General features: G+C 69.8%; 18 protein-coding genes. 9 read left to right on the top strand and 9 right to left on the bottom strand.

Going from position 1 to position 21,401, the window contains the following annotated elements:
- Nucleotides 1-34: 34 nt before the first annotated feature.
- Both ASG27_RS00590 and ASG27_RS00585 read right to left on the bottom strand, forming a co-directional pair.
- The gene (locus ASG27_RS00590; protein ID WP_056410264.1) at nt 35-1,012 is read right to left on the bottom strand and encodes a 2-dehydropantoate 2-reductase; all 978 of its coding nucleotides are present in this window, start codon (nt 1,010-1,012) and stop codon (nt 35-37) included.
- Nucleotides 1,013-1,076: 64 nt separating this feature from the next.
- A complete protein-coding gene (locus ASG27_RS00585; RefSeq protein WP_056410262.1) occupies nt 1,077-1,904 on the bottom strand; it encodes an aldolase/citrate lyase family protein in 828 nt (275 codons plus the stop codon).
- A 107-nt stretch (nt 1,905-2,011) separates the two neighbouring features.
- Between ASG27_RS00585 and radA the strand changes: the two genes are divergently transcribed.
- Nucleotides 2,012-3,391, top strand: a complete 1,380-nt coding sequence (gene radA / locus ASG27_RS00580) for a DNA repair protein RadA (protein ID WP_056410260.1) — start codon at nt 2,012-2,014, stop codon at nt 3,389-3,391.
- Between the two features lie 18 nt (nt 3,392-3,409).
- Here radA and ASG27_RS00575 read toward each other — a convergent pair whose 3' ends face one another.
- Together ASG27_RS00575 and ASG27_RS00570 are read right to left on the bottom strand one after the other, a co-directional pair.
- Nucleotides 3,410-4,105: a hypothetical protein gene (locus ASG27_RS00575; protein WP_056410258.1), complete on the bottom strand. Its 696-nt coding sequence runs from the start codon at nt 4,103-4,105 to the stop codon at nt 3,410-3,412.
- Between the two features lie 101 nt (nt 4,106-4,206).
- Nucleotides 4,207-5,991, bottom strand: coding sequence for a methyl-accepting chemotaxis protein (locus ASG27_RS00570; protein WP_056410256.1), 1,785 nt, complete (start codon nt 5,989-5,991; stop codon nt 4,207-4,209).
- A 227-nt stretch (nt 5,992-6,218) separates the two neighbouring features.
- Between ASG27_RS00570 and ASG27_RS00565 the strand changes: the two genes are divergently transcribed.
- From ASG27_RS00565 to ASG27_RS00540, 6 genes are all read left to right on the top strand, one after another.
- A complete protein-coding gene (locus ASG27_RS00565) occupies nt 6,219-6,641 on the top strand; it encodes a hypothetical protein (protein WP_056410254.1) in 423 nt (140 codons plus the stop codon).
- 146 nt (nt 6,642-6,787) lie between these two features.
- Nucleotides 6,788-7,738, top strand: coding sequence for a branched-chain amino acid transaminase (locus tag ASG27_RS00560; protein WP_056410253.1), 951 nt, complete (start codon nt 6,788-6,790; stop codon nt 7,736-7,738).
- A gap of 138 nt (nt 7,739-7,876) precedes the next feature.
- Entirely contained in the window at nt 7,877-8,083 is a 207-nt protein-coding gene (locus ASG27_RS00555; protein ID WP_056163376.1) for a zinc-finger domain-containing protein, read from the top strand.
- A gap of 3 nt (nt 8,084-8,086) precedes the next feature.
- On the top strand, nt 8,087-8,902 hold the full coding sequence (locus ASG27_RS00550; protein ID WP_056410251.1) for a glycosyltransferase family 2 protein: 816 nt from the start codon (nt 8,087-8,089) through the stop codon (nt 8,900-8,902).
- Complete coding sequence (locus tag ASG27_RS00545) at nt 8,902-10,155, top strand: O-antigen ligase family protein (RefSeq protein WP_056410249.1); 1,254 nt, start codon at nt 8,902-8,904, stop codon at nt 10,153-10,155. The genes ASG27_RS00550 and ASG27_RS00545 overlap by 1 nt, the downstream gene beginning before the upstream one ends.
- A gap of 187 nt (nt 10,156-10,342) precedes the next feature.
- On the top strand, nt 10,343-11,317 hold the full coding sequence (locus ASG27_RS00540; RefSeq protein WP_056410247.1) for a glycosyltransferase: 975 nt from the start codon (nt 10,343-10,345) through the stop codon (nt 11,315-11,317).
- Nucleotides 11,318-11,674: 357 nt separating this feature from the next.
- Here the strand turns inward: ASG27_RS00540 and ASG27_RS00535 are convergent, their stop codons facing one another.
- Both ASG27_RS00535 and ASG27_RS00530 read right to left on the bottom strand, forming a co-directional pair.
- On the bottom strand, nt 11,675-12,853 hold the full coding sequence (locus tag ASG27_RS00535) for an NAD(P)H-dependent flavin oxidoreductase (RefSeq protein ID WP_056410245.1): 1,179 nt from the start codon (nt 12,851-12,853) through the stop codon (nt 11,675-11,677).
- A 78-nt stretch (nt 12,854-12,931) separates the two neighbouring features.
- Entirely contained in the window at nt 12,932-13,801 is an 870-nt protein-coding gene (locus tag ASG27_RS00530; RefSeq protein ID WP_200912357.1) for a LysR family transcriptional regulator, read from the bottom strand.
- Between the two features lie 42 nt (nt 13,802-13,843).
- Here ASG27_RS00530 and ASG27_RS00525 point away from each other — a divergent pair, with 42 nt between their 5' ends.
- Complete coding sequence (locus ASG27_RS00525; RefSeq protein WP_082485686.1) at nt 13,844-15,166, top strand: YbfB/YjiJ family MFS transporter; 1,323 nt, start codon at nt 13,844-13,846, stop codon at nt 15,164-15,166.
- A 66-nt stretch (nt 15,167-15,232) separates the two neighbouring features.
- Here the strand turns inward: ASG27_RS00525 and ASG27_RS00520 are convergent, their stop codons facing one another.
- The 3 genes from ASG27_RS00520 to ASG27_RS00510 all read right to left on the bottom strand — a co-directional run bounded on the left by ASG27_RS00520 (nt 15,233) and on the right by ASG27_RS00510 (nt 19,056).
- Nucleotides 15,233-16,471, bottom strand: coding sequence for a HAMP domain-containing sensor histidine kinase (locus ASG27_RS00520; RefSeq protein WP_056410242.1), 1,239 nt, complete (start codon nt 16,469-16,471; stop codon nt 15,233-15,235).
- 4 nt (nt 16,472-16,475) lie between these two features.
- The gene (locus ASG27_RS00515; protein WP_056410241.1) at nt 16,476-17,195 is read right to left on the bottom strand and encodes a response regulator transcription factor; all 720 of its coding nucleotides are present in this window, start codon (nt 17,193-17,195) and stop codon (nt 16,476-16,478) included.
- Between the two features lie 205 nt (nt 17,196-17,400).
- Nucleotides 17,401-19,056, bottom strand: coding sequence for a hypothetical protein (locus ASG27_RS00510; RefSeq protein WP_056410239.1), 1,656 nt, complete (start codon nt 19,054-19,056; stop codon nt 17,401-17,403).
- A 171-nt stretch (nt 19,057-19,227) separates the two neighbouring features.
- Here ASG27_RS00510 and ASG27_RS00505 point away from each other — a divergent pair, with 171 nt between their 5' ends.
- Nucleotides 19,228-21,375 carry an alkaline phosphatase D family protein gene (locus tag ASG27_RS00505; RefSeq protein WP_156370389.1) on the top strand — a complete coding sequence of 716 codons (2,148 nt, stop codon included), beginning with the start codon at nt 19,228-19,230 and terminating at the stop codon, nt 21,373-21,375.
- Nucleotides 21,376-21,401 lie beyond the last annotated feature (26 nt).

Genomic DNA, 21,401 nt, shown 5'->3' with positions numbered 1-21,401 from the left:
AGATTCGGGTCGGGTGGAAGAAAACGGAACGGGACTAATAGAGGCCGCGGGTCTGTGCCATCAGCCGCACCAGGCCCAGCAGCGCATCGGTGTACGGCGTGGGCGTGTAGGTGATCTGGCCCAGTTCGCGCACCGCGCCCACCAGCGCGTCGATCTCCATGGGCTTGCCGGCGTCCACGTCCTGCAGCATCGAGGTCTTGAAAGCGCCCAGCTTGCGGGTGACGGCGTGGCGGTCCTCGGGTTGCTGGTCGATGGGCAGGCCGAGCTTTTCGCCGATGGTCTTGGCTTCGAGCATGACGTGCGAGATGAAGCCGCGCACCAGGTCGTCGTCGAGGATGCGGTCGGTGGTGGCGCCGGTGAGCGCGCTGATCGGGTTCATCGTGAGGTTGCCCCAGAGCTTGAACCAGATGTCGCGCTGGATGCGGTCGGACACCTCCGCGTCGATGCCGCCGCGCTGCAGCGTGTCGGCCAGGGCCTGCAGGCGTGCGCTTCTCCGCCCATCGGGTTCGCCCATGATGAGCCGGTTGCCGAAGTGCTGGCGCACAAAGCCCGGCGCCTCCAGCGAGCAGCTGGTGTGCACCACGCTGCCCACCACGTGGCGGCTGGGGATGGCGCGGGCGATCACGCCGCCGGCGTCCACCGACTGCAGGGCCTGCCCCTGCGCCGCGCCGCCGAAGCCGTCCAGAAACCACCACGGCACGCCGTTCATGGCCGTGAGCACGATGGTCTCTGGCCCGATCAGCGGGCCCATGGCCTGCGCCACGTCCGGCAGGCCCGGCGCCTTGACGGCCACGACCACCAGGTCCTGCACGCCCAGCGCCGCGGGGTGGTCCTGCGCGTTCACTGCGGTGTGCACCACCGTGCCATCCGGCCGGCGCAGGCGCAGGCCATCGGCCTGCAGCGCGTGCAGCGTGGCACCGCGCGCCACCAGGCTGACGTCGCAGCCGGCCTGCGCCAGGGCCACGCCCAGCCAGCCGCCAATGGCGCCAGCGCCGTAGATACATGCTTTCATCGTCAAGGCTTTCAGTCAGGTGATTTCAGACAGGGGATAGAAGAAGGGACGAAGAGGCGCCGCGTCAGTAGCCCAGGGGCCGCGCCGCTGCGCCGTCCGTGGCCCGAAAGCGGGCCGCCAGATCGGCCGCCGCGCTGGCCAGCAGCATGGTGTCCACGCCCACCGCGACAAACAAGGCCCCCGCGGCCAGCCACTGGCGCGCCTGCGCCTCGCTGGTCGCCAGGATGCCCGGGGCCTTGCCCGCGCGCAGGATGCGGGCGATGCCTTCGTGGATGGCGGCCTGCACATCCGGGTGGCCGGGGTCGCCCCGGTGCCCCATGGACGCCGACAGGTCGGCCGGGCCGATGAACACGCCGTCCACCCCTGGCGTGGCGGCAATCGCATCGAGGTTGCGCATCGCCTCCACCGTCTCGGCCTGCACCAGCAGGCAGACCTGCGCGTTGGCCTCGTGCACGTACTGCGGATAGGCCTGCCAGCGCGAGGAGCGGGCGAGGGCACTGCCCATGCCGCGCACGCCTTCGGGGGCGTAGCGCGTGGCGCCGACCAGGGCCTGGGCTTGCTCGGCCGTGTCCACCATGGGCACCAGCAGTGTCTGCGCGCCGATGTCCAGGTACTGCTTGATCAGCGCGGTGTCGCCCACCGGCACGCGGGCGATGGCGTGGGGCGGCGTGGCGCCCGCGGGCAGGGCGGTGGTGGCGCTGGCGATGGCCTGCAGCTGGTGCAGGATGGAGCGCAGGTCGTTGGGCGCATGCTCGCCGTCGACCAGCAGCCAGTCGTAGCCGGTGCCTGCAATGATCTCCGCCGTGTAGGCGTCGGCCAGCGCCAGCCACAGGCCGATCTGCGCCTGGCCCTGGGCCATGGCCGCCTTGAAGCGGTTGGTGGGTGTGTGCATGCGTGCATTTTGCCGATGATGGCAAGCCTGTGCGCAATGCCGGGCCGCACCGGCGCCGCTATAGTCTGCAGCCCGCCCTGCCGAACGCTCCCTTTTCAACCCTTGCCATGGCCAAAGAAAAAACTGTCTTCACCTGCTCCGAGTGCGGCGGCACCAGCCCGCGCTGGCTGGGCAAGTGCCCTGCCTGCGGTGCCTGGAACACGCTGATCGAAGCCGTGGCGGACGCAGGGCCCGGCAAGAACCGCTACAGCACGCCTCAGTTCGCGGGCCTGAACCAGGCCCAAGCGGTGATGCCCTTGTCGGCCATCGAGGCGAGCGACGTGGAGCGCACCCCGAGCGGCATCGACGAGCTCGACCGTGTGCTGGGCGGCGGCATCGTCGAGGGCGGCGTGGTGCTCATCGGCGGCGACCCGGGTATCGGCAAGTCCACGCTGCTTCTGCAGGCGCTCGACGCGCTGCAGCGCGCGGGCCTGCCCACGCTGTACGTGACGGGCGAGGAAAGCGGTGCGCAGGTGGCGCTGCGTTCGCGCCGGCTGGGGCTGGACCACAGCCAGGTCAACGTGCTGGCCGAGATCCAGCTCGAAAAAATCCTGGCCACCATCGATTCCATGCAGCCCGCCGTGGCGGTGATCGACTCCATCCAGACCGTGTACTCCGACCAGCTCACCTCGGCCCCGGGCTCGGTGGCGCAGGTGCGCGAATGCGCGGCCCACCTGACGCGCGCGGCCAAGGCCTCGGGCGTGGCCATCGTGCTGGTGGGCCACGTGACCAAGGAAGGGGCCCTGGCCGGCCCGCGCGTGCTGGAGCACATGGTGGACACGGTGCTGTACTTCGAAGGCGACACGCACAGCCAGTTCCGGCTGGTGCGGGCCATCAAGAACCGCTTTGGCGCGGTCAACGAGATCGGCGTGTTCGCCATGACGGAAAAGGGGCTCAAGGGCGTGAGCAACCCGAGCGCCATCTTCCTGTCGCAGCACAGCGAGCCGGTGCCCGGCAGCTGCGTGATGGTCACGCTGGAAGGCACGCGACCCATGCTGGTGGAGATCCAGGCGCTGGTCGACAGCGCGGGCCCCAGCCCCCGGCGCCTGTCCGTGGGCCTGGACAAGGACCGCCTGGCCATGCTGCTGGCCGTGCTGCACCGCCACGCCGGCGTGGCCTGCATGGACCAGGACGTGTTCGTGAATGCGGTGGGGGGCGTGCGCATCAGCGAGCCCGCGGCCGACCTGGCCGTGATGCTGGCCATCACCTCCAGCCTGCGCGGCAAGGCGCTGCCGCAGGGCTTTCTGGCGTTTGGCGAAGTGGGGCTGGCGGGCGAGGTGCGGCCTGCGCCGCGCGGGCAGGAGCGCTTGAAGGAGGCCGCCAAGCTCGGGTTTCGCGTGGCCGTGGTGCCCAAGGCCAATGCGCCCAAGAAGCCCATCGAAGGCCTCACCATCCACGCCGTGGAGCGGGTGGAAGAGGCGATGAACGTGGTGCGGGAGATCGGCTAGGCGACCAGGTGGCCGGGCTCAGCCCACGGGCCTGCAGACGGCGGTGACGCGCTTGTACAGCACGGCGCCGCTGTACAGGCCCAGCACTTCCTCGCGCGTGCATTGCATGGTCAGTGCGTGCTGGCCTTCCACGGAGATGGCGGCCCTGGATTCGTACTTGGCGGTGGCCTGCGTGCCGTCGGCGGCGACGCGGATGTCGGGTTTGTTCATGCGGCTGGCGGAGCGCAGCCCGCCCTCCTGCATGGCCTGGGCGGATTGGCGCTGCAGGGCGCAGATCTCGGCGCGCCCGCCGGAATGGTTGCCCGCCGGGCTGCTGCTGTGGTCCGTGAGCTTGAAGCTCAGGTCGGGCGCGGCCAGTGCGCACTGCGCGCGGTAGTCCGACCGGTCGGCCAGCTCCAGGGCGCGCTGCAGCACGGCTTCGACCACGGCGGGCGTCAGTTGGGTGACGGGCGGCGCAGCGGGCGGGGTGGCCGGCTGTGCCTTGCCCGCTGCCGTGGCGGCTGCAGAGGGCGCGCTGGCCTTGGCGGCAGGGGCCGCGGCGGGCTTGGCCGCCGGCGGGGCGGGTGGCGCGGGGCGCGGAGCCTGCTCGCAGGCGCGGTCCGAATAGGTGGTCTGCCCCTTGTCGTTCGTGCACTTGAACAGGTGCTGCGCACAGGCTGTGGTGGCAGACAGGGCAGCCACCAGGGCTGCGAGCAAAAGGGGTGCGTTGCGCATGAAGGGGCCGTGGGCGAAAGGAGAGACTGCGCTATTAGATCAGCCCGCGACGACAGCCCGCAGCACCCGCTGCAAGGGGCGGGTGCTGCCAAGCCGGTGCGTCAGAAGGATTCCCAGTCGTCGTCCGAGCCCTTGGCCGCCTTGGGCGCCGACGTGGCGGGCGCGGGGGCTGCGGCCGGTTTGGGAGCGTGCAGCTTGGGTGCGGCGGGCGCGGGCCTTGCCACCTTCGCGGCCGGCGATTGGGGCGCGCGGGGAGCAGCGGCAGCGGGGACACGCGCCGGGGCTGCCGCCGCCACACGCGCCGCTGCAGGCCGGGGCGCGGGTGCAGGGCTGGCCGGCGTGTGCCCCACGTTGAACACCGACACCACCTCGGACAGGCGCTGGGCCTGGTCGCGCAGCGACGCGGCCGCGGCGGCCGACTCTTCCACCAGCGCGGCATTCTGCTGCGTCATCTGGTCCAGGTTGCTCACTGCCTGGTTGACCTGGCCGATGCCGTCGCGCTGCTCGTTCGACGACGCGGTGATCTCGCCGATCAGGTCGGACACGCGGCGCACGCTGGCGACGATCTCGTCCATGGTCTGCCCGGCCTGCGCCACCTGGCCGGAGCCGGTTTCCACCGTGTTCACCGAGGCGCCGATGAGGTTCTTGATCTCCTTGGCCGCTTCGGCGCTGCGCTGTGCCAGGCCGCGCACTTCGCTGGCCACCACGGCGAAACCCCGGCCCTGCTCGCCCGCGCGGGCGGCTTCCACCGCCGCGTTCAGCGCCAGGATGTTGGTCTGGAAGGCGATGCCGTCGATCACGCCGATGATGTCGGCGATCTTGCGCGAGCTGTTCGTGATGTGCTGCATGCTCTCCACCACCTGTGCCACGACCTCGCCGCCGCGCGTGGCGGCCTGCGCGGCGGTGGAGGCCAGCTGGTTGGCCTGGCGCGCCGTGTCGGCGGACTGGGTGACGGTGGCGGTGAGTTCCTCCATGCTGGCGGCGGTCTGCTGCAGGTTGGCAGCGGTCTGCTCCGTGCGGGCCGACAGGTCGTGGTTGCCGGTGGCGATCTCCACCGAGGCGTTGGACATCGAATCCACGCCGCTGCGCACTTCGGCCACCAGGCTGCGCAGGCGCGCGGCCATCTGCGAGACGGTGCGCAGCAGGTGGCCGAACTCGTCCTGGCGATCGTCATGGGCCGACACGGTGAGGTTGCCGCCCGCAATCGCGTCCGACAGCTCCACCGCGCGGTGCAGCGGGCGCGCGATGGAGCGCACCAGCAGGAAGGACAGCACCAGGCCCAGCACGAACACGATGCCCTGCGTCAGCCAGGCCAGCACATTGGCCTGGGTGCGGGCGGCCTGGGCCTCCTGCCGCGCGGCGTCGCGCTGGCTTTGCTGCAGCTGCACGAAGGCTTCCAGGCTGTCCACGTAGCTGCCGATGGCGGCCAGGTACTTGCTCTCGATGAAGGTCTTGAAGGCGGCGCCGTCGCCCCCTTGCTTGATCTCGCGGGCCTGCTTGTTCAGGGCCAGCACATTGCTGCGCTCGCTCGCCACGCGCTCCAGCGCTTTCTTGTCGGCGGGGGTGGTGGCCAGCTCCAGCACCTTGGCCTGGATGGCCGAGATGCCGGCGATGCCGGCCTTCACGCGGCCGTCGAAGAGGGTGGTCAGGTCCGGGTCGGGGGTGGCGTTGCTGGCCAGCACGCGCTCGCCGGTGGTCTCGGTGGCGCCCTTCCACTGCACGGCCAGGGTGATGCGGTTCTCGAACGAGGCCATCGATTCCAGGGTGCGGTCCATCACCCGGCCGGCCTGGTGCTGCGCCCAGACCGACACCAGCAGCATGGCACCCAGCAGACCCACGATAGAACCCCACAGCTTGGGCGCCAGGCGCACGTTATCCAGTTTCATTCACGATCTCCAGAAGGACGAGACTGCATTTTTGGCGCTGGGGCGTCTGCCGTAAACACCCGGCGGGGGCTGGCGTGCCTGCGGCCACGAGCTTCTTTCATTAATGTAGTGCTTACACAACGAAACATTTGGTCCGGGGCGCGGGCAAGCTTCGTTTCGGGTGCGATGCCGGCCGCAGGACAGGGGTTTGGACGGACGCCCGGGGCAGTCATAAGACAATAGCGCCCATGAATTTGCGCACTATCTTCGTACCGCTGGGCGTTGTCGGCCTGATCGTTTTTGGTTTTGTGGCCTATGGCTGGGCCGGTGTGGCGGCCGTGGTCGGGGGGCTGGTGATGTGGGGGCTGCTGCACTTCACCCGGCTCATGACGGTGATGAAGAAGGCGGCCAATCGCCCGATGGGCTACGTGGGCAGCGCGGTGATGCTCAACGCCCGCTTGCGCGCAGGGGTCAACCTCATGCACGTGGTGGCCATGACCCAGTCGCTGGGCGAGCAACTGTCCGCCGCCGACACCGAGCCCGAGATCTACCGCTGGACGGACGGCACGCAGTCGCACGTGACCTGCGAGTTCCGCCACGGCAAGCTCGTGAAGTGGGAGCTGGTGCGCCCGCCCAGCGAGGAGCCGGTGGCGCCCCCTGCCGCGTCCTAGACAGCATCGGCACCGCTGCCGCGCAGCCCCCGCCGGCGTGCAGCGCGGTGGGCGGCCGTGCCGGTACAGGGTGCGCCCCATGGCGGCCTGGCGGTCGCTGTCGCCTAAAATCTCGCCTTTGCGACCCACAGCAACAAAGGATACCCATGAGCCCCGTAGTTCCCTCGATGGCCGATCGTGACGGCAAGATCTGGATGGACGGCCAGATGGTGGACTGGCGCGACGCCAAGATCCACGTACTGACCCACACCCTGCACTACGGCTGTGGCGCGTTCGAAGGCGTGCGTGCCTACAAGACGGCGGACGGCACGGCCATCTTCCGCCTGCAGGAGCACACCGAGCGCCTGTTCAACAGCGCCAAGATCCTGCGCATGAAGATCCCGTTCACCCAGGAAGAGGTGAACGAAGCCCAGAGGGCCGTGGTGCGCGAGAACAAGCTCGAATCGGGCTACCTGCGCCCGCTGACCTGGATCGGCTCGCAAAAGCTGGGGGTGTCGCCCAAGGGCAACCAGATCCACCTGATGGTGGCGGCCTGGGCCTGGGGCGCCTACCTGGGCGAAGAGGGCATGAAGCGCGGCATCCGCGTCAAGACCAGCAGCTACACGCGCCACCACGTCAACATCACCATGACGCAGGCCAAGGCGGTGAGCAACTACACCAACTCGATCCTCGCCAACATGGAAGCGCTCGACGACGGCTACGACGAAGCGCTACTGCTCGACAGCTCCGGCTTTGTGTCCGAAGGCGCGGGCGAGAACATCTTCGTGGTGAAGAACGGCGTGATCTACACGCCCGACCTGTCGGCGGGGGCCTTGAACGGCATCACCCGCAACACGGTGTTCCACATCGCCAAGGACCTGGGCCTGGAGATCGTGCAAAAGCGCATCACGCGCGACGAGGTCTACATCGCCGACGAAGCCTTCTTCACCGGCACCGCGGCCGAAGTGACGCCGATCCGCGAGCTGGACCGCATCGAGCTTGGCAAGGACGGCTATGTGGGCAGCCGCGGCCCGATCACCGAAAAGATCCAGGCCGCGTTCTTCGACATCGTCAACGGCCGCAACCCCCAATACGCCCATTGGCTCACGAAGGTGTGACCCAGCCCTGACGGAGCCGCTGCGCGGACTCCACCCCCCGGCACAGCCCGCCCCAGGGCGACCGGGTGCCCGGGTGCACCGGGCAGGCCAGTTTCAAGCACCGCCGCCGCGGCGGTGCATCAAGGAAAACGAATACATATGTCGCAAGCTGTCATCGAATTGCTGGCCAAGGACCTCAACCCCCAGGGTGGCGTCTTCTGCCCCAGCCCCAAGGCCGATATGAAGATCTGGAACACCCACCCCAAGGTGTACCTGGACGTGGCCCGCTCCGGCGAGGCCAAGTGCCCCTACTGCGGAACCGTCTACCGCCTCAAGGCGGGCGAGCACGTACACGCTGGTCATTGATTGATGTCAGTGGCAGCCGGGGGCGGCACGCCGTCGCCCATGTTGACGGTGGCGGTGCTGTCCCACAACGAGGCGCACCGCATCGAAGCCTGCTTGCGCAGTGCCGCGTTCGCGGACCAACTGCTGGTGGTGGACAGCGGCAGCACCGATGGCACCGTGGCCATCGCGCAGGGCCTGGGTGCCGAAGTGCACAGCCACCCCGACTGGCAGGGCTTTGCCGTGCAGCGCAACCGCCTGCTGGCCCACGCCCGCGGCGACTACATCTTCTTTCTCGACAGTGACGAGGTGATGACGCCTGCGTTCGCGCAGGAGCTGCAGGCCATCGTGCGCTCGGGCGAGCAGGCCGTGTGGAAGATCCGCTGGCGCATGGTGGCGTTCGGGCACGAGCTCACGCACTTTCGCTCGCAGTCGCAGATCGAGCGGCTCTTCGTGCGCCGCATGGTCAAGGAATACACCGGCGTGGTGCACGAGCAAGCCCAATTGCATCCCCAGCCCGGCGGCGGCGACGTGCCGCGCCGCCTGATCAAGGCGCGCCTGCTGCACTACTCGCGCACCACGGTGCGCGGCAGCCTGGAGAAGCTCACGCAGTACGTGATGCTCGGCGCCGCCAAGCGCGCCGAGAAGGGCCAGCGCGGCGGGGTGGTGCGCGGCCTGGCCTCGGGCCTGTCGATGTTCCTGCGCCTGTATGTGTTTCGCCTGGGGTTCCTGTGCGGCGGCGCGGGTTTTCTGTATTGTCTTTTTGTGGCGCTGGAGGGGTTCTTTCGTTATGCAGCGCTGCACTACGACCGAGACAGCCTGACAGGCCGTGTGATCCGGTGATGAAGACCTACCGTTGGTTAGGGCGCTGTGCGAGCGTCGGTGCGTTCATGGTGCCTGGCTTCGCGCTGTGGCTGCCTTCGGGCTATTCCTACGGTGCAGCGCTGCTGCTGCTGGCGGCGCTTGCGAGTGCACCTGTCTGGTGGAAGCGCCCTGCGCCGCGTGCCGCGTGGTGGCTGACGGCGGCCTTTACGTGCATGGCGGCCTTGTGGCTGCTGGATGTGGGGGCGACCTGGGGCTGGGGCAGCATGGACCGCCCCGTCAAGTACCTGCTGGCGCTCCCGTGCATCTTCTACCTCATGACGTTCGAGCCCCGCGCCTCGTGGCTGTGGATGGGGGTGGCCGTGGGCGCGGTGGGCAGCGGCATCGTCGGGCTGTACCAGACCTTCGTGATGGCGCTGCCGCGCGCCAACGGGTTCACCAATGCCATCCAGTACGGCAATCTGAGCATGCTGCTGGCTGTGATGAGCGGCCTGCTGCTGGTGGTGCAGTGGCGGCGCTGGGTGCTGTGGCAGCGCTTGCTGCTGGCCGCCGCCGTGGTCCTCGGCGCTGCGGGGTCGGTGCTGTCGCAGTCGCGCGGCGGCTGGCTGGCGCTGGTGCTGCTGCTGCCCGTGTGCGCTTGGCTGCTGGTGCGCACCACGGGCCAGCGGCGCGTGTACTGGGGGCTGTGCGCGCTGGCGCTGGTGGCCGCGGCCCTGTCGCAGGTGCCGGCGGTGGAGCAGCGCGTGGACGAAGCGCGGGCGGAGGTGCAGACCTACCAGCAGCGCGGGGACGGACGCAGCTCGGTGGGCCAGCGCCTGGCCCACTGGCACCTGGCCTGGCAGATGGGCTGGGACCGGCCGTTGACGGGCTGGGGCCGCGCCGGGTACATCGAGGAGAAGGCGCGCCGTGTGGCGGCCGGGCAGGCGCACCCCGTGGTGCTGGAGTTCGGCCATGCGCACAACGAAGTGCTGGACCTGTTCGCCAAGCGCGGCATTCCGGGCGTGCTGTTGCTGCTGGCCTTCTATGGCATCCCGCTCGTGATGTTCTGGCCGACGGCCCGGCGCATCCGCGACGGTTCGGGCAAGATGGACCGCGAATCGCTGTCGCTGTGCCTCATGGGCGTGCTGTTGCCGCTGTCGTACATCGGCTTCGGCCTCACGCAGGTCTTTCTGGCGCACAACAGCGGCAACATGTTCTACCTCTTCATGTGCCCGCTGCTGCTGGCCGCCCTGCATGAGCGGCGCGCGCGCATTGGGTGCGGACGGCCGTTTTAGATGCGACACCCCCCTGAGCGGCTTTGCCGCTTCCCCCCGCTCTCGCATTGCTGCGCAATGCGGGCAGGGGGACGCAGCCCTCGCTGCGGGGCGGCCCTTGCTAGGCTGCCCTGGACTGGTCCGCGCCAGTTTCAACGGTTGCGGGCGGCGCTTGGCACCATGGACAACTGAGACGAGAGCCCTCTTCATGCACATCCTGCTGGTCAACAACTCCCCCATCCCCGTCTACGGCTATGGCGGTACCGAGCGCGTGATCTGGGACCTGGGCAAGACCCTGGTCCAGCAAGGCCACCGGGTGAGCTACCTGGTGCCCGAGGGCTCGACCTGCGACTTCGGCGACGTGCTGCCCATCCGCCCGGACGAGCCGTGGGAAGGGCAGATCCCGAAGGGCGTGGACATCACGCACTTCCAGTTCAACCCGCGCACCGAGCTGGCCAAGCCCTACCTGGTGACCGAGCACGGCAACGCGCGCAAGCCCAAGCCGCTGCCGCTGAACACCGTGTTCCTGTCGCGCGACCATGCGGCGCGGTACGGCTCCACCGAATTCGTCTACAACGGTCTGGACTGGAGCGGCTACGGCCCGGTGGACTTCAACGTGCCGCGCCCGCGCTACCACTTTCTGGGCAAGGCGGCCTGGGGGGTGAAGAATGTGCGCGGGGCGATCAAGGTGGCACTGCGCGCGGGGGTGGAGCTCGATGTGCTGGGCGGCACGCGCATCAACTTCAAGCGGGGCTTTCGCTGGACGCTGTCGCGCAAGATCCATTTCCACGGCATGGTGGGCGGCACGCAGAAGACCGGGCTGCTCAACGCGTCGCGCGGGCTCATCTTTCCGGTGCGCTGGCACGAGCCCTTCGGCCTGGCGGTGATCGAGAGCCTGTACTTCGGGTGCCCGGTGTTCTCCACGCCGTATGGCGCGCTGCCCGAGCTGGTGCCGCTGCACTGCGGCGTGCTGTCGGCCGAGGCGAACGTGCTGGCCGAGGCGGTGCGCAACAACCGCTTCGACGCCCGGGCCTGCCACCAGCACGTGGTCGACCACTTTGGCGCCGAGCGCATGGCGCGCAATTACCTGCGGATGTACGAACGCGTGTTGGCGGGTGAAAAGATCAATGCGCAGCCGCCTGTCATCCTGGGGCCTGCGCGCGAACTGCCCTGGAGGCAGTGAAGCCCCCCTGAGGCGCTGCGCGCCATCCCCCGAGGGGGACGCACCCAGTGGCCCGGCAAAGCCGGTTCCACGGGAAGGACAGGTGGCCCCCCTGAGCGGCTGCGCGCCGCTTCCCCCACAGGGGGACGCACCCCCTGGCCCGGCAAAGCCGGTTCCACGGGTGCGCTGGCGTTGGGGGCGCGCCAGTTGCGAGGGCCGGGGCCCTTACCCTGCGCGGCTCTAACCCCGCCCCTCATCCGTTCGGGCTGAGCCTGTCGAAGCCAAGGCGCAGACGACGCAAACCTTGGCCTTGGCGTCGGGATTTTTGATTCAAATGGGCCGCTATCGCTTTTCCAGAAGGCGCAGGCAGCTATTAAATCAATAGCGTTGCTGCGCTTGCAGCAGCGCCGCTTGCGCAGCCAGCGCAGCCAGCGCAGCCCGCCATTCCGCTTCCAGCGCGGCCACCAGCTGTGCGGCCGGCATGGGCCGCACCCCGGCCACGCCCTGGCCGGCCCACAGCGAGAGGTGGTCTGCGCGGCCGGCTTCGGCGCTGGCCCGGCGCAGGGCGCCGGTGAGGGCGTTCTGCACGGGGTAGGCCGGCACATCGGTCTCGTGGGCGTGCAGCTTCTGCAGCATGGGGTTGACGATGCCGCGCGCCGGGCGGCCCGAGAACACGCGGGTCGTGCGCGTGTCGGTGGCGATGGCCTGGGCCATGGCGTCGCGGTAGGCGCGGCCGATGCCCGATTCGTCGCAGGCGAGGAAGGCGGTGCCCATCTGCACGGCCTCGGCCCCCAGCGCCTGCGCCGCAGCGATGCCGCGGCCGTCCATGATGCCGCCGGCCGCGATCACGGCCACGCCGCGGGGGCGCAGCGCATCGACGCACTGCGGCACCAGGGCCATCACGCCCACCATCGATGCGGCGAAGTCGGCCTGTGATGGCATCCCCGCACGCATGGTGGAGCCAGCAGGCGCAAGTCCCTCGGCCTGCGGCCGGCCCGTGGGCAAAAAGGTGCCGCGGTGGCCCCCGGCCTCCATGCCCGATGCGCACACGGCATCGGCCCCCACGTCGGCCCAGGCCAGGGCTTCGGCCACCGTCGTGGCCGTGCCGATCACGTAGCAGCCCGCGCTGTGCAGTCGCTCGACCTGTGCGGCCGTGAGGATGCCAAAGGTGAAGCTGGCCACCGCGGGCCGCGCCTCGACCAGGGCATCGAACTGCGCACGGAAGTCCTCGCACCAGCGTGCGGGCACGGCGGCCTGCAGGCCGAACTCGGCGTACAGCGGCGCCACGCGCGCCAGCGCCAAATCGACGGTGGCGGCATCGGGCGTGGGCGTGTCCTGCACGAAGAGGTTGAGGCCGAAGGGCCGGTCGGTGCGGCGACGCACCTCGGCGGCAGCCTCGGCCATGGCCGCCGGCGAGCGCATGCCGCAGCCCAGCGTGCCCAGCCCGCCGGCCGCCGACACGGCGGCCGCCAGGGCCGGCGTGTCGGCGCCGGTCATGGGCCCCTGCACGATGGGCAGGCGAAGGGAGAGGGCGGTGCGCAGGCTGCGGTCGGGCATGGTGACGTTCCGTGAAAGAAAGAAAGAAAGAAGGAAATGAAGTGGGAAACAAAGAAAGGGGAAACGAGCTGAAGGCGGTCAGTCGACCAGCACCTGCTGCAGCGCATCGAGCGCGGCCGAGCGGTAGCCCTGGCGCCAGGTCAGCAAGGTGGTGATGGTGGTGATCGGCTGCTGGCTCAGCAAGGCCGCGTGCGGCGAGATGCTGAGCACCGAGCGCGGCACGATGCCCGCGCAGCCGCCGCCCGCCACACTCGCCAGGATGGCGTGGTACGAGCCCAGCTCCAGCAACTGCATCGGCTGCCGCCGGGGCGCGAACCACTCTTGCGCGATGCGGCGGTAGGTGCAGCCGGGCTCGAACACCGCCAGCGTGCCGGGCTGCACCTGGTCGGGGCCGGCGGCATGCGGGTGGCCGGCGGGCAGGACCAGCAGCAGCTCTTCCGTGAACACCGGCCGGGTTTCCAGGGCCGGGTCGGCGGGCTGGCCCGGTGGCCAGGCCACCAGCACCGCGTCGAGCGCGTGCGCGCGCAGGCGTTCCACCAGCACGCGGGTCGCGGCGGTCGTCAGCTCCAGCGCCACGCCGGGCCACTGGCTGTGCAGCCGCGCCAGCGGCGCGGGCAGGCGGCTGGCCGCGGTGCTTTCCATCGATCCCAGTCGCAGGCGGCCGGCGGGCGGGCCGGGTTGCAGCGCCTGCCGCGCCTCCTCGGCCAGCGCGAGCAGCCGGTCGGCATAGCCCAGCAGTACCTGGCCCTCGGGCGTGAGCGCCATGCGCTTGCCCTCGCGCAGGAATAGCGGCGTGCCCAGGTCGGCCTCCAACTGGCGCACCCGCGTGGTCACGTTGGACTGCACACGCGACAGCCGCTCGGCAGCGCGCGTGACGCTGCCCTCTACCGCCACGGTGCGGAAAATGTCGAGGGCGGCCAGGTCCAGAAGGGGTGGGGCTTTTTCCATCTTTAAAAAGTATGAATTACAAAAATTCAATCTCTTGCTAAGATGATAAGCACCCTCCACCCCCGTGGCAACCCTTCGCCACCCTGCACCGTGACCCAGGCGTCTCTTTCTCCCTCCGCCGATCATCCGCACACCGACGGCGCCGCAGCGCTGCGCGTGGCCCTGGCCGGCATGGCCGCACTGGCCGCGGCCATGGGCATCGGCCGCTTCGCCTTCACCCCGCTCCTGCCCATGATGCTGCACGACGGCGTGGTCGACATCGCCACCGGCAGCTGGCTGGCCACGGCCAACTACGCCGGCTACCTGGCGGGGGCGCTCTTGTACATGGCGTTGCCCTGGCTGGGCCGTCGGCTGGGTGGCGTGCCCGGCAATGCCACGCTGGTGCGCTGCGGGCTGGTGGCCACCGTGCTCCTCACCGGCATGCTGGCACTGCCCTGGCCTGCGGCGTGGCCGCTGCTGCGCATGCTGGCGGGCGTGGCCAGCGCGCTGGTGTTCCTGGGCACGGCCAACTGGTGCATGGGGCGGCTGGCGCACCTGGGACGCCCGGCGTGGGGCGGGCTGATTTTTTGCGGGCCGGGGCTGGGCATCGTCATCACCGGCCTGCCCACCAGTGCCATGGTGGCCGCGGGCTGGAGCGCCGCGGCCGGCTGGGCGGCCTTCAGCCTGCTCGCAGCCGTGCTGTGCGCGGGCGCGTGGGCGGTGTTCCAGGGGGGTGAGGCGCCCCTGGCTGCCGCGCCCGGCAGCACCGGTGCGGCATCAGCGACGCCTGCACCACGCCCGGCTGCGGAGCGGGCCTTGCTCGCCATCGCCTACGGCCTGGCGGGCCTGGGGTACATCGTCACCGCCACCTTCCTGCCGGTCATTGCGCGCGCCGCACTGCCCGCGGGCTCGGTGTGGCCCGACCTGTTCTGGCCCATCTTCGGCGCGGGTGTCGCGCTGGGCGCGCTGCTGTCCACGCGCATCGCCCCCACGCGCGACCGGCGCTGGCTGCTGGCCGCGGCCTATGTGCTGCAGGCCGGCGGGGTGGCGCTGGGCGTGCTGTGGCCCGGGCCTGCGGGCTTTGCGCTGGGCAGCCTGCTGCTGGGCCTGCCGTTCACGGCCATCACGTTCTTTGCGCTGCAGGAGGCGCGTTACCAGTGGCCGCAGGCGGGTGCGGGCTTCACCGGCCTGATGACGGCGCTGTACGGCATCGGGCAGATCGCCGGCCCGCCCATGGCCGCCGCGCTGCTGGCGCGGGCAGGCTCAAGGGCGCAGGGGTTCGATTGGGCGCTGGGCGTGGCGGGGTCGGTGCTGCTGTTGGGTGCGGTGCTGTACGGCGTCATGGCATGGCGCTGGAGTCCGCAGCACAAGGTCTCGACGGGTTGAGCGGCTTGAGCGGCTTTTTAGGGTAAAAAAGGCTTCTACCGCTTGTCCATCAAGCGCTATAAGCTATCAATGTGATAGCGGAAGCCTCAGCACGAAGCACGCGCCGCCACCCTCGCGGTCCTCGCAGTGCACGGTGCCGTTGTGGCGCCCGGCGATGGAGCGCACCAGCGACAGCCCCAGGCCCACGCCACCGGCGCGTTCGCTGGCACCGGGCAGCCGGTAGAAGGGCTCGAAAATGCGTTCGCGGTGCGTCAGCGGCACGCCGGGGCCGCGGTCGCACACCCGCACTTCGGCGTGGCCCTGTCCGCGGTCGACCACCACCGTGATCTCGCCCGTGCTGTAGCGGCGTGCGTTCTCCAGCAGGTTGCGGATGGCGCGGCGCAGCAGCTTGGAGACACCCATCACGTCCACCGAATCGGGGCTGGCGCTCACATCCAGGTCGGCGTCCACGCGGGCGCATTCTTCGGCGGCCAGGCCGATCAGGTCCACCAGCTCCACGGTGCCCACGTCGGCCTCGCGCGCATCCAGGCGGCTGGCCAGCAGGATCTCGTCCACCAGCTGGTCGAGCTCGGCGATGTTGCGCAGGATCTCTTCGCGGAACGCGGGCGAGGGCTGCTGCCCGACCATGAGCTCCATGCCCATGCGGATGCGGGTGAGCGGCGAGCGCAGCTCGTGCGAGGCATTTGCCAAGAGCGACTTGTGCGACTTGACGAGTTTCTCCACCCGCTCGGCCGCAGCGTTGAACTGGCGCGCCAGGTCGGCCACCTCGTCCTGCCCCTGCTCGGGCACGCGCACCGACAAATCGCCCTCTCCAAAGCGCTGCACGCTGCGCTGCAGCGCCTCCAGCCGCAGTGTGAGGCGGCGGATGATGGGGTACACGCCGATCGCCACCGCCAGGCCCACGATGCCCAGCAGCCACAAAAAGCCGAAGGGCGGGCGGGTCCAGAAAGCGTCGCCCGGCCGGCCGCCGCCGCCGCCACGTTCACCGCGCTCGCCCCGGGGCTGGCGCGGTGCCATCTGCAGCACGAAGGGCTGGCCGTCTTCGGATTCGATGTGGAATTCCGCCCCTTCGCCGGGCTCGCTGGGCTGGCGGGTGGCCAAGCCGCGCAGCACCACGTTGCCGGTGTTGTCGCGCAGCACCATCTCGCGCGACGGGGGCACGAAGGGCTGGGCATTCTGGGCCTTCTGCTCCTCGGCCATGCGCCAGGCCCAGCCCACGGACAGCGTCAGCACCGCGATGCCGCCGACCACGGCCAGCCAGATGCGCAGGTACAGGCGGCGGGAGAAGGGCGTGGACAGGGACACCCAGCTAGTCCTGTTGCTTGGCGAACACGTAGCCCACGCCGCGCACGGTGAGGATGCGGCGCGGGTTCTTGGCGTCGGCCTCGATGGCCGCGCGGATGCGGCCCATGTGCACGTCGATGCTGCGGTCAAACGCCTCCAGCTCGCGGCCGCGCACGGCCTCCATGATCTGGTCGCGGGTCAGCACCCGGCCTGCGCGCTCGGCCAGCGCCACGAGCAGGTCGAACTGGTAGGAGGTGAGGTCGGCCAGCTGGCCGGCCACGGTGACGGTGCGCGCGTCGCGGTCGATCTCGAGCGTGCCGAAGCGCAGCGCCTGCGTGGCTGGCGTGCTGCCGCCATCGGTGCGCCGGCGCAGGATGGCGCGGATGCGGGCGAGCAGCTCGCGCGGCTCGAAGGGTTTGGGCAGGTAGTCGTCGGCACCCAGCTCCAGGCCGATGATGCGGTCCATGGGGTCGCCCTTAGCGGTCAGCATCAGCACCGGCACCTGCGCCGCACTGCCCTGCAGCGAGCGGATGCGGCGGCAGACCTCCAGCCCGTCCATGTCGGGCAGCATCAGGTCCAGGATCACGAGGTCGGGCAGCGCGCCGGCGTCGGGCCCTTGCAATTGGGCCAGGCCGCTTTTGCCATCGGCACGGTGCGTGACCTGCAGGCCCGACTGGCCCAGGTACTCACCCACCATCTGCGCGAGGCGGGCATCGTCTTCGATCATCAGCAGTTGGGAGCTCATGGGGGCAGTGTAGTAGCGGGTGCCACTCATGGTCGCGAGGCGGGGTCACGCGGTTTTGTCGGTCAGGTAAAGCTTCCGTAAAGCCAAGGCGCGGGTGGCTAGCGCATGCCGGCTTCGGCGCTGGCGTGTGCGTGGCGAAAAAAAAGGCTCCCCGCAGGGAGCCTGAACAACGTGCTCTTGGCAGCACGCGAGGAGATCGCTTGGGTCAAATGCCGGCCTGTGCGCGCAGGGCCGTCCACGCTGCGGCGTTCAGGCGGCGGGAGGTGGTGAAGTTCGAGTCGATGTCGGTCTTGTTCTCGCGCACCTGGAACACCCGGCTTCCGCTCACGATGGTCGGCGCATTGGCCACTTCGGCGTATGAGCGCGTGTGGCCCATCGTCGTCGCGGCGTGGCCTGCAAAACGCATCACCTTGACGCCGTGCACCGTGGCAATGGCGTATGTGCCGGTCTGTGTGGTTGCGCAGTTGGAGAGTACCGTTTGCGTGCTGTTCAGATCGCATTCGTAGAACTGCACCGTGCCTGCGGTGGGGCTCGTCGTGCCGGTGAAGGCGACGCGCAGGGCCCGCGCCGGGCCGCTGGAGATTCCGAGGGAGAGCGTGCCTGCACCGGTGCTCAGCACCACGGCGGAGGCGGGCCGGGCGGTGATCATCTGCTCCAGCGTGGTCTCGCTGGCCGGCCGGGAATCGGCCGCAATGCTGTTGATGAGCACCGGCTGGTCGAGCGAGAGGTTGTAGCGGGTGTGAATCCGGGAGCCGGCCGGGAACGTGGCCGTGCCCAGGCTGGTGAGCAGCGCGGCGGTCGATGTGCCGTTGTTGTTGATGGTGTTGGTGTCGGCGTCGGTCTGCAGGGAGCTCACCACGCTGGCCATGGTGCGCGTGTCGACGTCCTCGCGCTTGGTGAAGCCTACCTGCGACAGGGCACCGCAGAAGGTGTTGCGGCTGGGCGAGCCGATGGTGCTCTGCAGCAGGATGGTGTCGTCGCAACGCTGCCATCCGGCCGACGTGAGGTAGGCCTGGTTGTAGAGCGTGCTGGCGGGCGTGGGCGACCCGGCAGTCATGCCGCCGCGCACGTCCCGCAGGGTGGAGCCCGCGGTTCCGCTGGGCTTGGCGACGGAGTCGATGGTCCGGTACGAGTAGTTCGCCGAGTCGGTGTAGATGAAGCTCGACAAATCACCCGTGGCTGCCGTCACGGCCGACTGCTGGTCGCCCACCACCAGCGTGGTCCCTTCTTCCAGGCTCGCCGCGACGACCTTGGCCATGCTGCGTGCGCTGTCCAGCATCACCCCCGCGGTCGGGGCGTCGTCCTGGTAGTTGTCGATCTTGGCGGGAGCAATGGCCAGCTGCAGCGCGGCATTGCTGCGCGCCGCAGCCTCGGTCATGCCTGCCGTGATGCCGGCGGTGACCAGGGTGGTCAGGGGGTTGATCTGCCCGGCCTTGCCGGGAACCTGCCGCAGCACATAGCGCGCAGCGGTGTTGCCCTCGGTCGTGTCGGCAGCATCGATGGTGGTGTTGGCGTCGGCCAGGGCTCCGGGCACCATGGGCGCTATCAGCGATGCGGCGGCGGCCTGCGTTGCGCTGGTCTGCGCGGTGTCGTAGGTCAGGGTGTAGGCGCCGTCTGCGCCGGTGCGGGCGGAGACGGGTTCGGTGGCGTCGCAGGTGCCGTTGTTGTTCAGGTCCAGGCACACGATGGCATTGCGGATGGCCTGGTCGACGACGACGGTACCGGTCAGTGTGACCTTGGTGTCCGGCGCTGGTGCAGGAGGAGCGGTGTCGTCGGAGGACGACCCGCCGCCGCAGGCCGTGAGGGTCAGGGCCAGGGCGCCGCCCAGTGCCAGCGCCAGAGGGGAAGAAGATGTGTGCATGGAGTCGCTCCTGATCATGGTTGTGGAAGGTGAAGATGCCGTCACCGCAGGCGCTCGATGGCGATGCTCAGCGGTTGCCTGACTGTCTGCAAATGCGGCACGCTGCGCATCCCATGAACATGGGGGCCGTCCGTCTTGTGTGCCGGCAGGTTTGCCCCTACGCTGGGGCGCATGAAAATCGTCTTCACTTCCTGCATGGACGCCGAGCGTGTGGCAGACCAAGAGATATGGAGGCGCATCGCAGAACACGAGCAGCCGGACGTGCTGATGCTGCTGGGAGACCACATCTACATGGATTGGGGCCTCGGGCCCGGCGCCAGGGACTGGCGCTCGCTGATCGCCCGCGAGCCCGTCCAGGGCCTGCGGGCCTATGCCATCGATATGCACCGGCGCTACGCGTTGCAGTGGGGTGTGCAGGCCTTTCGCGACATGGGCTGCGGCTTTGCCGGGCGGTCGGACCCGGCCCGGCTGCTGCTGACCTGGGATGACCACGACTACGCGTGGAACAACAGCCTGGGCGTGGACGGCACTGGCGATGCCTACCGGCACGGCGTGCCCGAGCGCGTGAAGGCGGTATCGCGCCGCTTGTGGGCGCAGTTCGAACACCAGTTGCGCGAAGCGGCTGTCGATGCTGCCTACCCGGCCGGGCTGCCCCCCGACTGGGACAGCCCTCTGCCCGCTGGCGTCGGCGACCTGTTCTGGTCGGGTGCTCTGGGTGCAGAGGATGGCCCCACCTGCTTGCTGCTCGACACGCGCTGGCACCGCCAGGCGCGGGCGCCGGGTGCCAGCCTGCTGGGCGTGGAACAGGCCCGGGCGCTGCGGGATGCAGCGGGCGAGCCCGGCGCCGGCCTGCTGCTGGTGGCGGCGGGAACGCCCATGGCCCACCACTACCTGTTGTCCCAGCAAGGCTGGCATGCCGAGGGCGGGCACAGCTATGCGGAGTACGACGGCACCCTGCGCGCGGCGCGGCGGCCGGTGTTGTTTCTGGGGGGCGATGTGCATGCCAACGTCTGGAGCGGCCGCTTGCCCGCCTCCGATGGCGCCAGCAGCCGGGTGGTGCAGGTGCTCTCGTCCGGCGCTGCGATCGGCCGGTACGGACCCCAGCGCTTTGCCCCCTCGTATGGCGTGGCGACCGTGCCGGAGACCTGGCGCACGGGCGGCGTGGTCGAGGTGCAGTTGTGGGCGCAGTCGCGTGGCGGCGCGTGGGAGCCCGACCCTCCGATGCCGCCGCTGCCCTTCGATGCCGGCGATTGGACCGAGCCCCTGCAGGCCCAGGCGCACAGCCGCGTGGACGCCGCAGCGGATGACCATCCTGTGGCGGTGCTGGCGGCCCGGACGCGGTCCGGTGCGTTCCGGGACCGGACGCAGGTGTCGCTGCCCCAGGGCCTCGACGGCCTGGACGCGGTGTATCTGGACGAGCCTTTGCAGGATGGGCACTATGCCGAACCCGTGCACTGGTGCGTGGCGGCAGATGGTTCGGCACGCCTGGAGGGTGAGGCGGACATGGGCCGCCCCGGCGACTGGCCCGCAGCCACCTACCGCCTGGTGCAATCCGCGTTCGACCGTGCGCTGGCGCAGCCGGAAAAAACCGCGGTGGTGCTGTTCATCCATGGCTTTGGCAAGTCTCCCGCCATGGGGCTGGAGCAGGCCTATGGGCTGCGTGCGGTGTATCCCGCATGCGAGCCGGTGTTGTATGGCTGGGAGGCGGGGCGCGGTGGCGGTGTGCTTGCCGCGCTCAGTGGTGTGCCGCGCGCCCGGCAGGGTGCCCAGGGCGGCAGCTTTGCGCTGGCGACCGTGCTGCATGCGTTCAACACGGTGGCGGCGCAGCCGGCCTATGCGGGGCTGGCCAAGGTGGTGCTCGCGCGCAGCGCGGGATGTCTCGCCTTGCACCACGCTCTGGAGCGCATGGGCGTGGGCGGGCACCGTCTGGCGAACCTGAACCGTATCGTGCTGTCGGCGCCCATGCTCAAGGCGTCCGAATACCGCCGCCAGGCAGGCCTGGGAGGGCTGGAGCTCCCGGTGGTGATGACACGCAATCGCCATGACCAGACGCTGCGGTTTGCCGACTGGTTCGATGGCGCGGGTGCGTTGCTGGGCGTGGACGAAGACTTCGTGCCTGCGCGCCAGGGCCACAGCTGCCTGGATTTCTCGGACAGCGCTGGCGTAGGCCCGCAGCACGACTATCTGCTGCTGCGCATCAACCCGCAGCAGCACCGGCTGCACGAGGCGCTGCTGTGCCAGCGCGACTTCGCGTGGTCTGATGCGGTGGCTGAGGGCCTGGTGTCGGCAGCCGGCGCAGGGGTCTTTGATGTGCCGTGACCGCACACCCGTGCCACGCCGGGTAC

Origin of the sequence: Acidovorax sp. Leaf191 (assembly GCF_001424425.1) — a bacterium.
Lineage (GTDB): Bacteria > Pseudomonadota > Gammaproteobacteria > Burkholderiales > Burkholderiaceae_C > Acidovorax.
This window is presented reverse-complemented; position numbering and strand designations above follow the sequence as displayed.

What these genes read in the sequence shown, in the direction of transcription:
- ASG27_RS00530 (WP_200912357.1), bottom strand. Translation starts at nt 13,801, where the DNA reads ATGGAAAAAGCCCCACCCCTTCTGGACCTGGCCGCCCTCGACATTTTC.
- ASG27_RS00550 (WP_056410251.1), top strand. Translation starts at nt 8,087, where the DNA reads ATGTCAGTGGCAGCCGGGGGCGGCACGCCGTCGCCCATGTTGACGGTG.
- ASG27_RS00560 (WP_056410253.1), top strand. Translation starts at nt 6,788, where the DNA reads ATGAGCCCCGTAGTTCCCTCGATGGCCGATCGTGACGGCAAGATCTGG.
- ASG27_RS00575 (WP_056410258.1), bottom strand. Translation starts at nt 4,105, where the DNA reads ATGCGCAACGCACCCCTTTTGCTCGCAGCCCTGGTGGCTGCCCTGTCT.
- radA (WP_056410260.1), top strand. Translation starts at nt 2,012, where the DNA reads ATGGCCAAAGAAAAAACTGTCTTCACCTGCTCCGAGTGCGGCGGCACC.
- ASG27_RS00510 (WP_056410239.1), bottom strand. Translation starts at nt 19,056, where the DNA reads ATGCACACATCTTCTTCCCCTCTGGCGCTGGCACTGGGCGGCGCCCTG.
- ASG27_RS00515 (WP_056410241.1), bottom strand. Translation starts at nt 17,195, where the DNA reads ATGAGCTCCCAACTGCTGATGATCGAAGACGATGCCCGCCTCGCGCAG.
- ASG27_RS00570 (WP_056410256.1), bottom strand. Translation starts at nt 5,991, where the DNA reads ATGAAACTGGATAACGTGCGCCTGGCGCCCAAGCTGTGGGGTTCTATC.
- ASG27_RS00525 (WP_082485686.1), top strand. Translation starts at nt 13,844, where the DNA reads ATGATAAGCACCCTCCACCCCCGTGGCAACCCTTCGCCACCCTGCACC.
- ASG27_RS00565 (WP_056410254.1), top strand. Translation starts at nt 6,219, where the DNA reads ATGAATTTGCGCACTATCTTCGTACCGCTGGGCGTTGTCGGCCTGATC.
- ASG27_RS00585 (WP_056410262.1), bottom strand. Translation starts at nt 1,904, where the DNA reads ATGCACACACCCACCAACCGCTTCAAGGCGGCCATGGCCCAGGGCCAG.
- ASG27_RS00540 (WP_056410247.1), top strand. Translation starts at nt 10,343, where the DNA reads ATGCACATCCTGCTGGTCAACAACTCCCCCATCCCCGTCTACGGCTAT.
- ASG27_RS00590 (WP_056410264.1), bottom strand. Translation starts at nt 1,012, where the DNA reads ATGAAAGCATGTATCTACGGCGCTGGCGCCATTGGCGGCTGGCTGGGC.
- ASG27_RS00505 (WP_156370389.1), top strand. Translation starts at nt 19,228, where the DNA reads ATGAAAATCGTCTTCACTTCCTGCATGGACGCCGAGCGTGTGGCAGAC.
- ASG27_RS00545 (WP_056410249.1), top strand. Translation starts at nt 8,902, where the DNA reads ATGAAGACCTACCGTTGGTTAGGGCGCTGTGCGAGCGTCGGTGCGTTC.
- ASG27_RS00555 (WP_056163376.1), top strand. Translation starts at nt 7,877, where the DNA reads ATGTCGCAAGCTGTCATCGAATTGCTGGCCAAGGACCTCAACCCCCAG.
- ASG27_RS00535 (WP_056410245.1), bottom strand. Translation starts at nt 12,853, where the DNA reads ATGCCCGACCGCAGCCTGCGCACCGCCCTCTCCCTTCGCCTGCCCATC.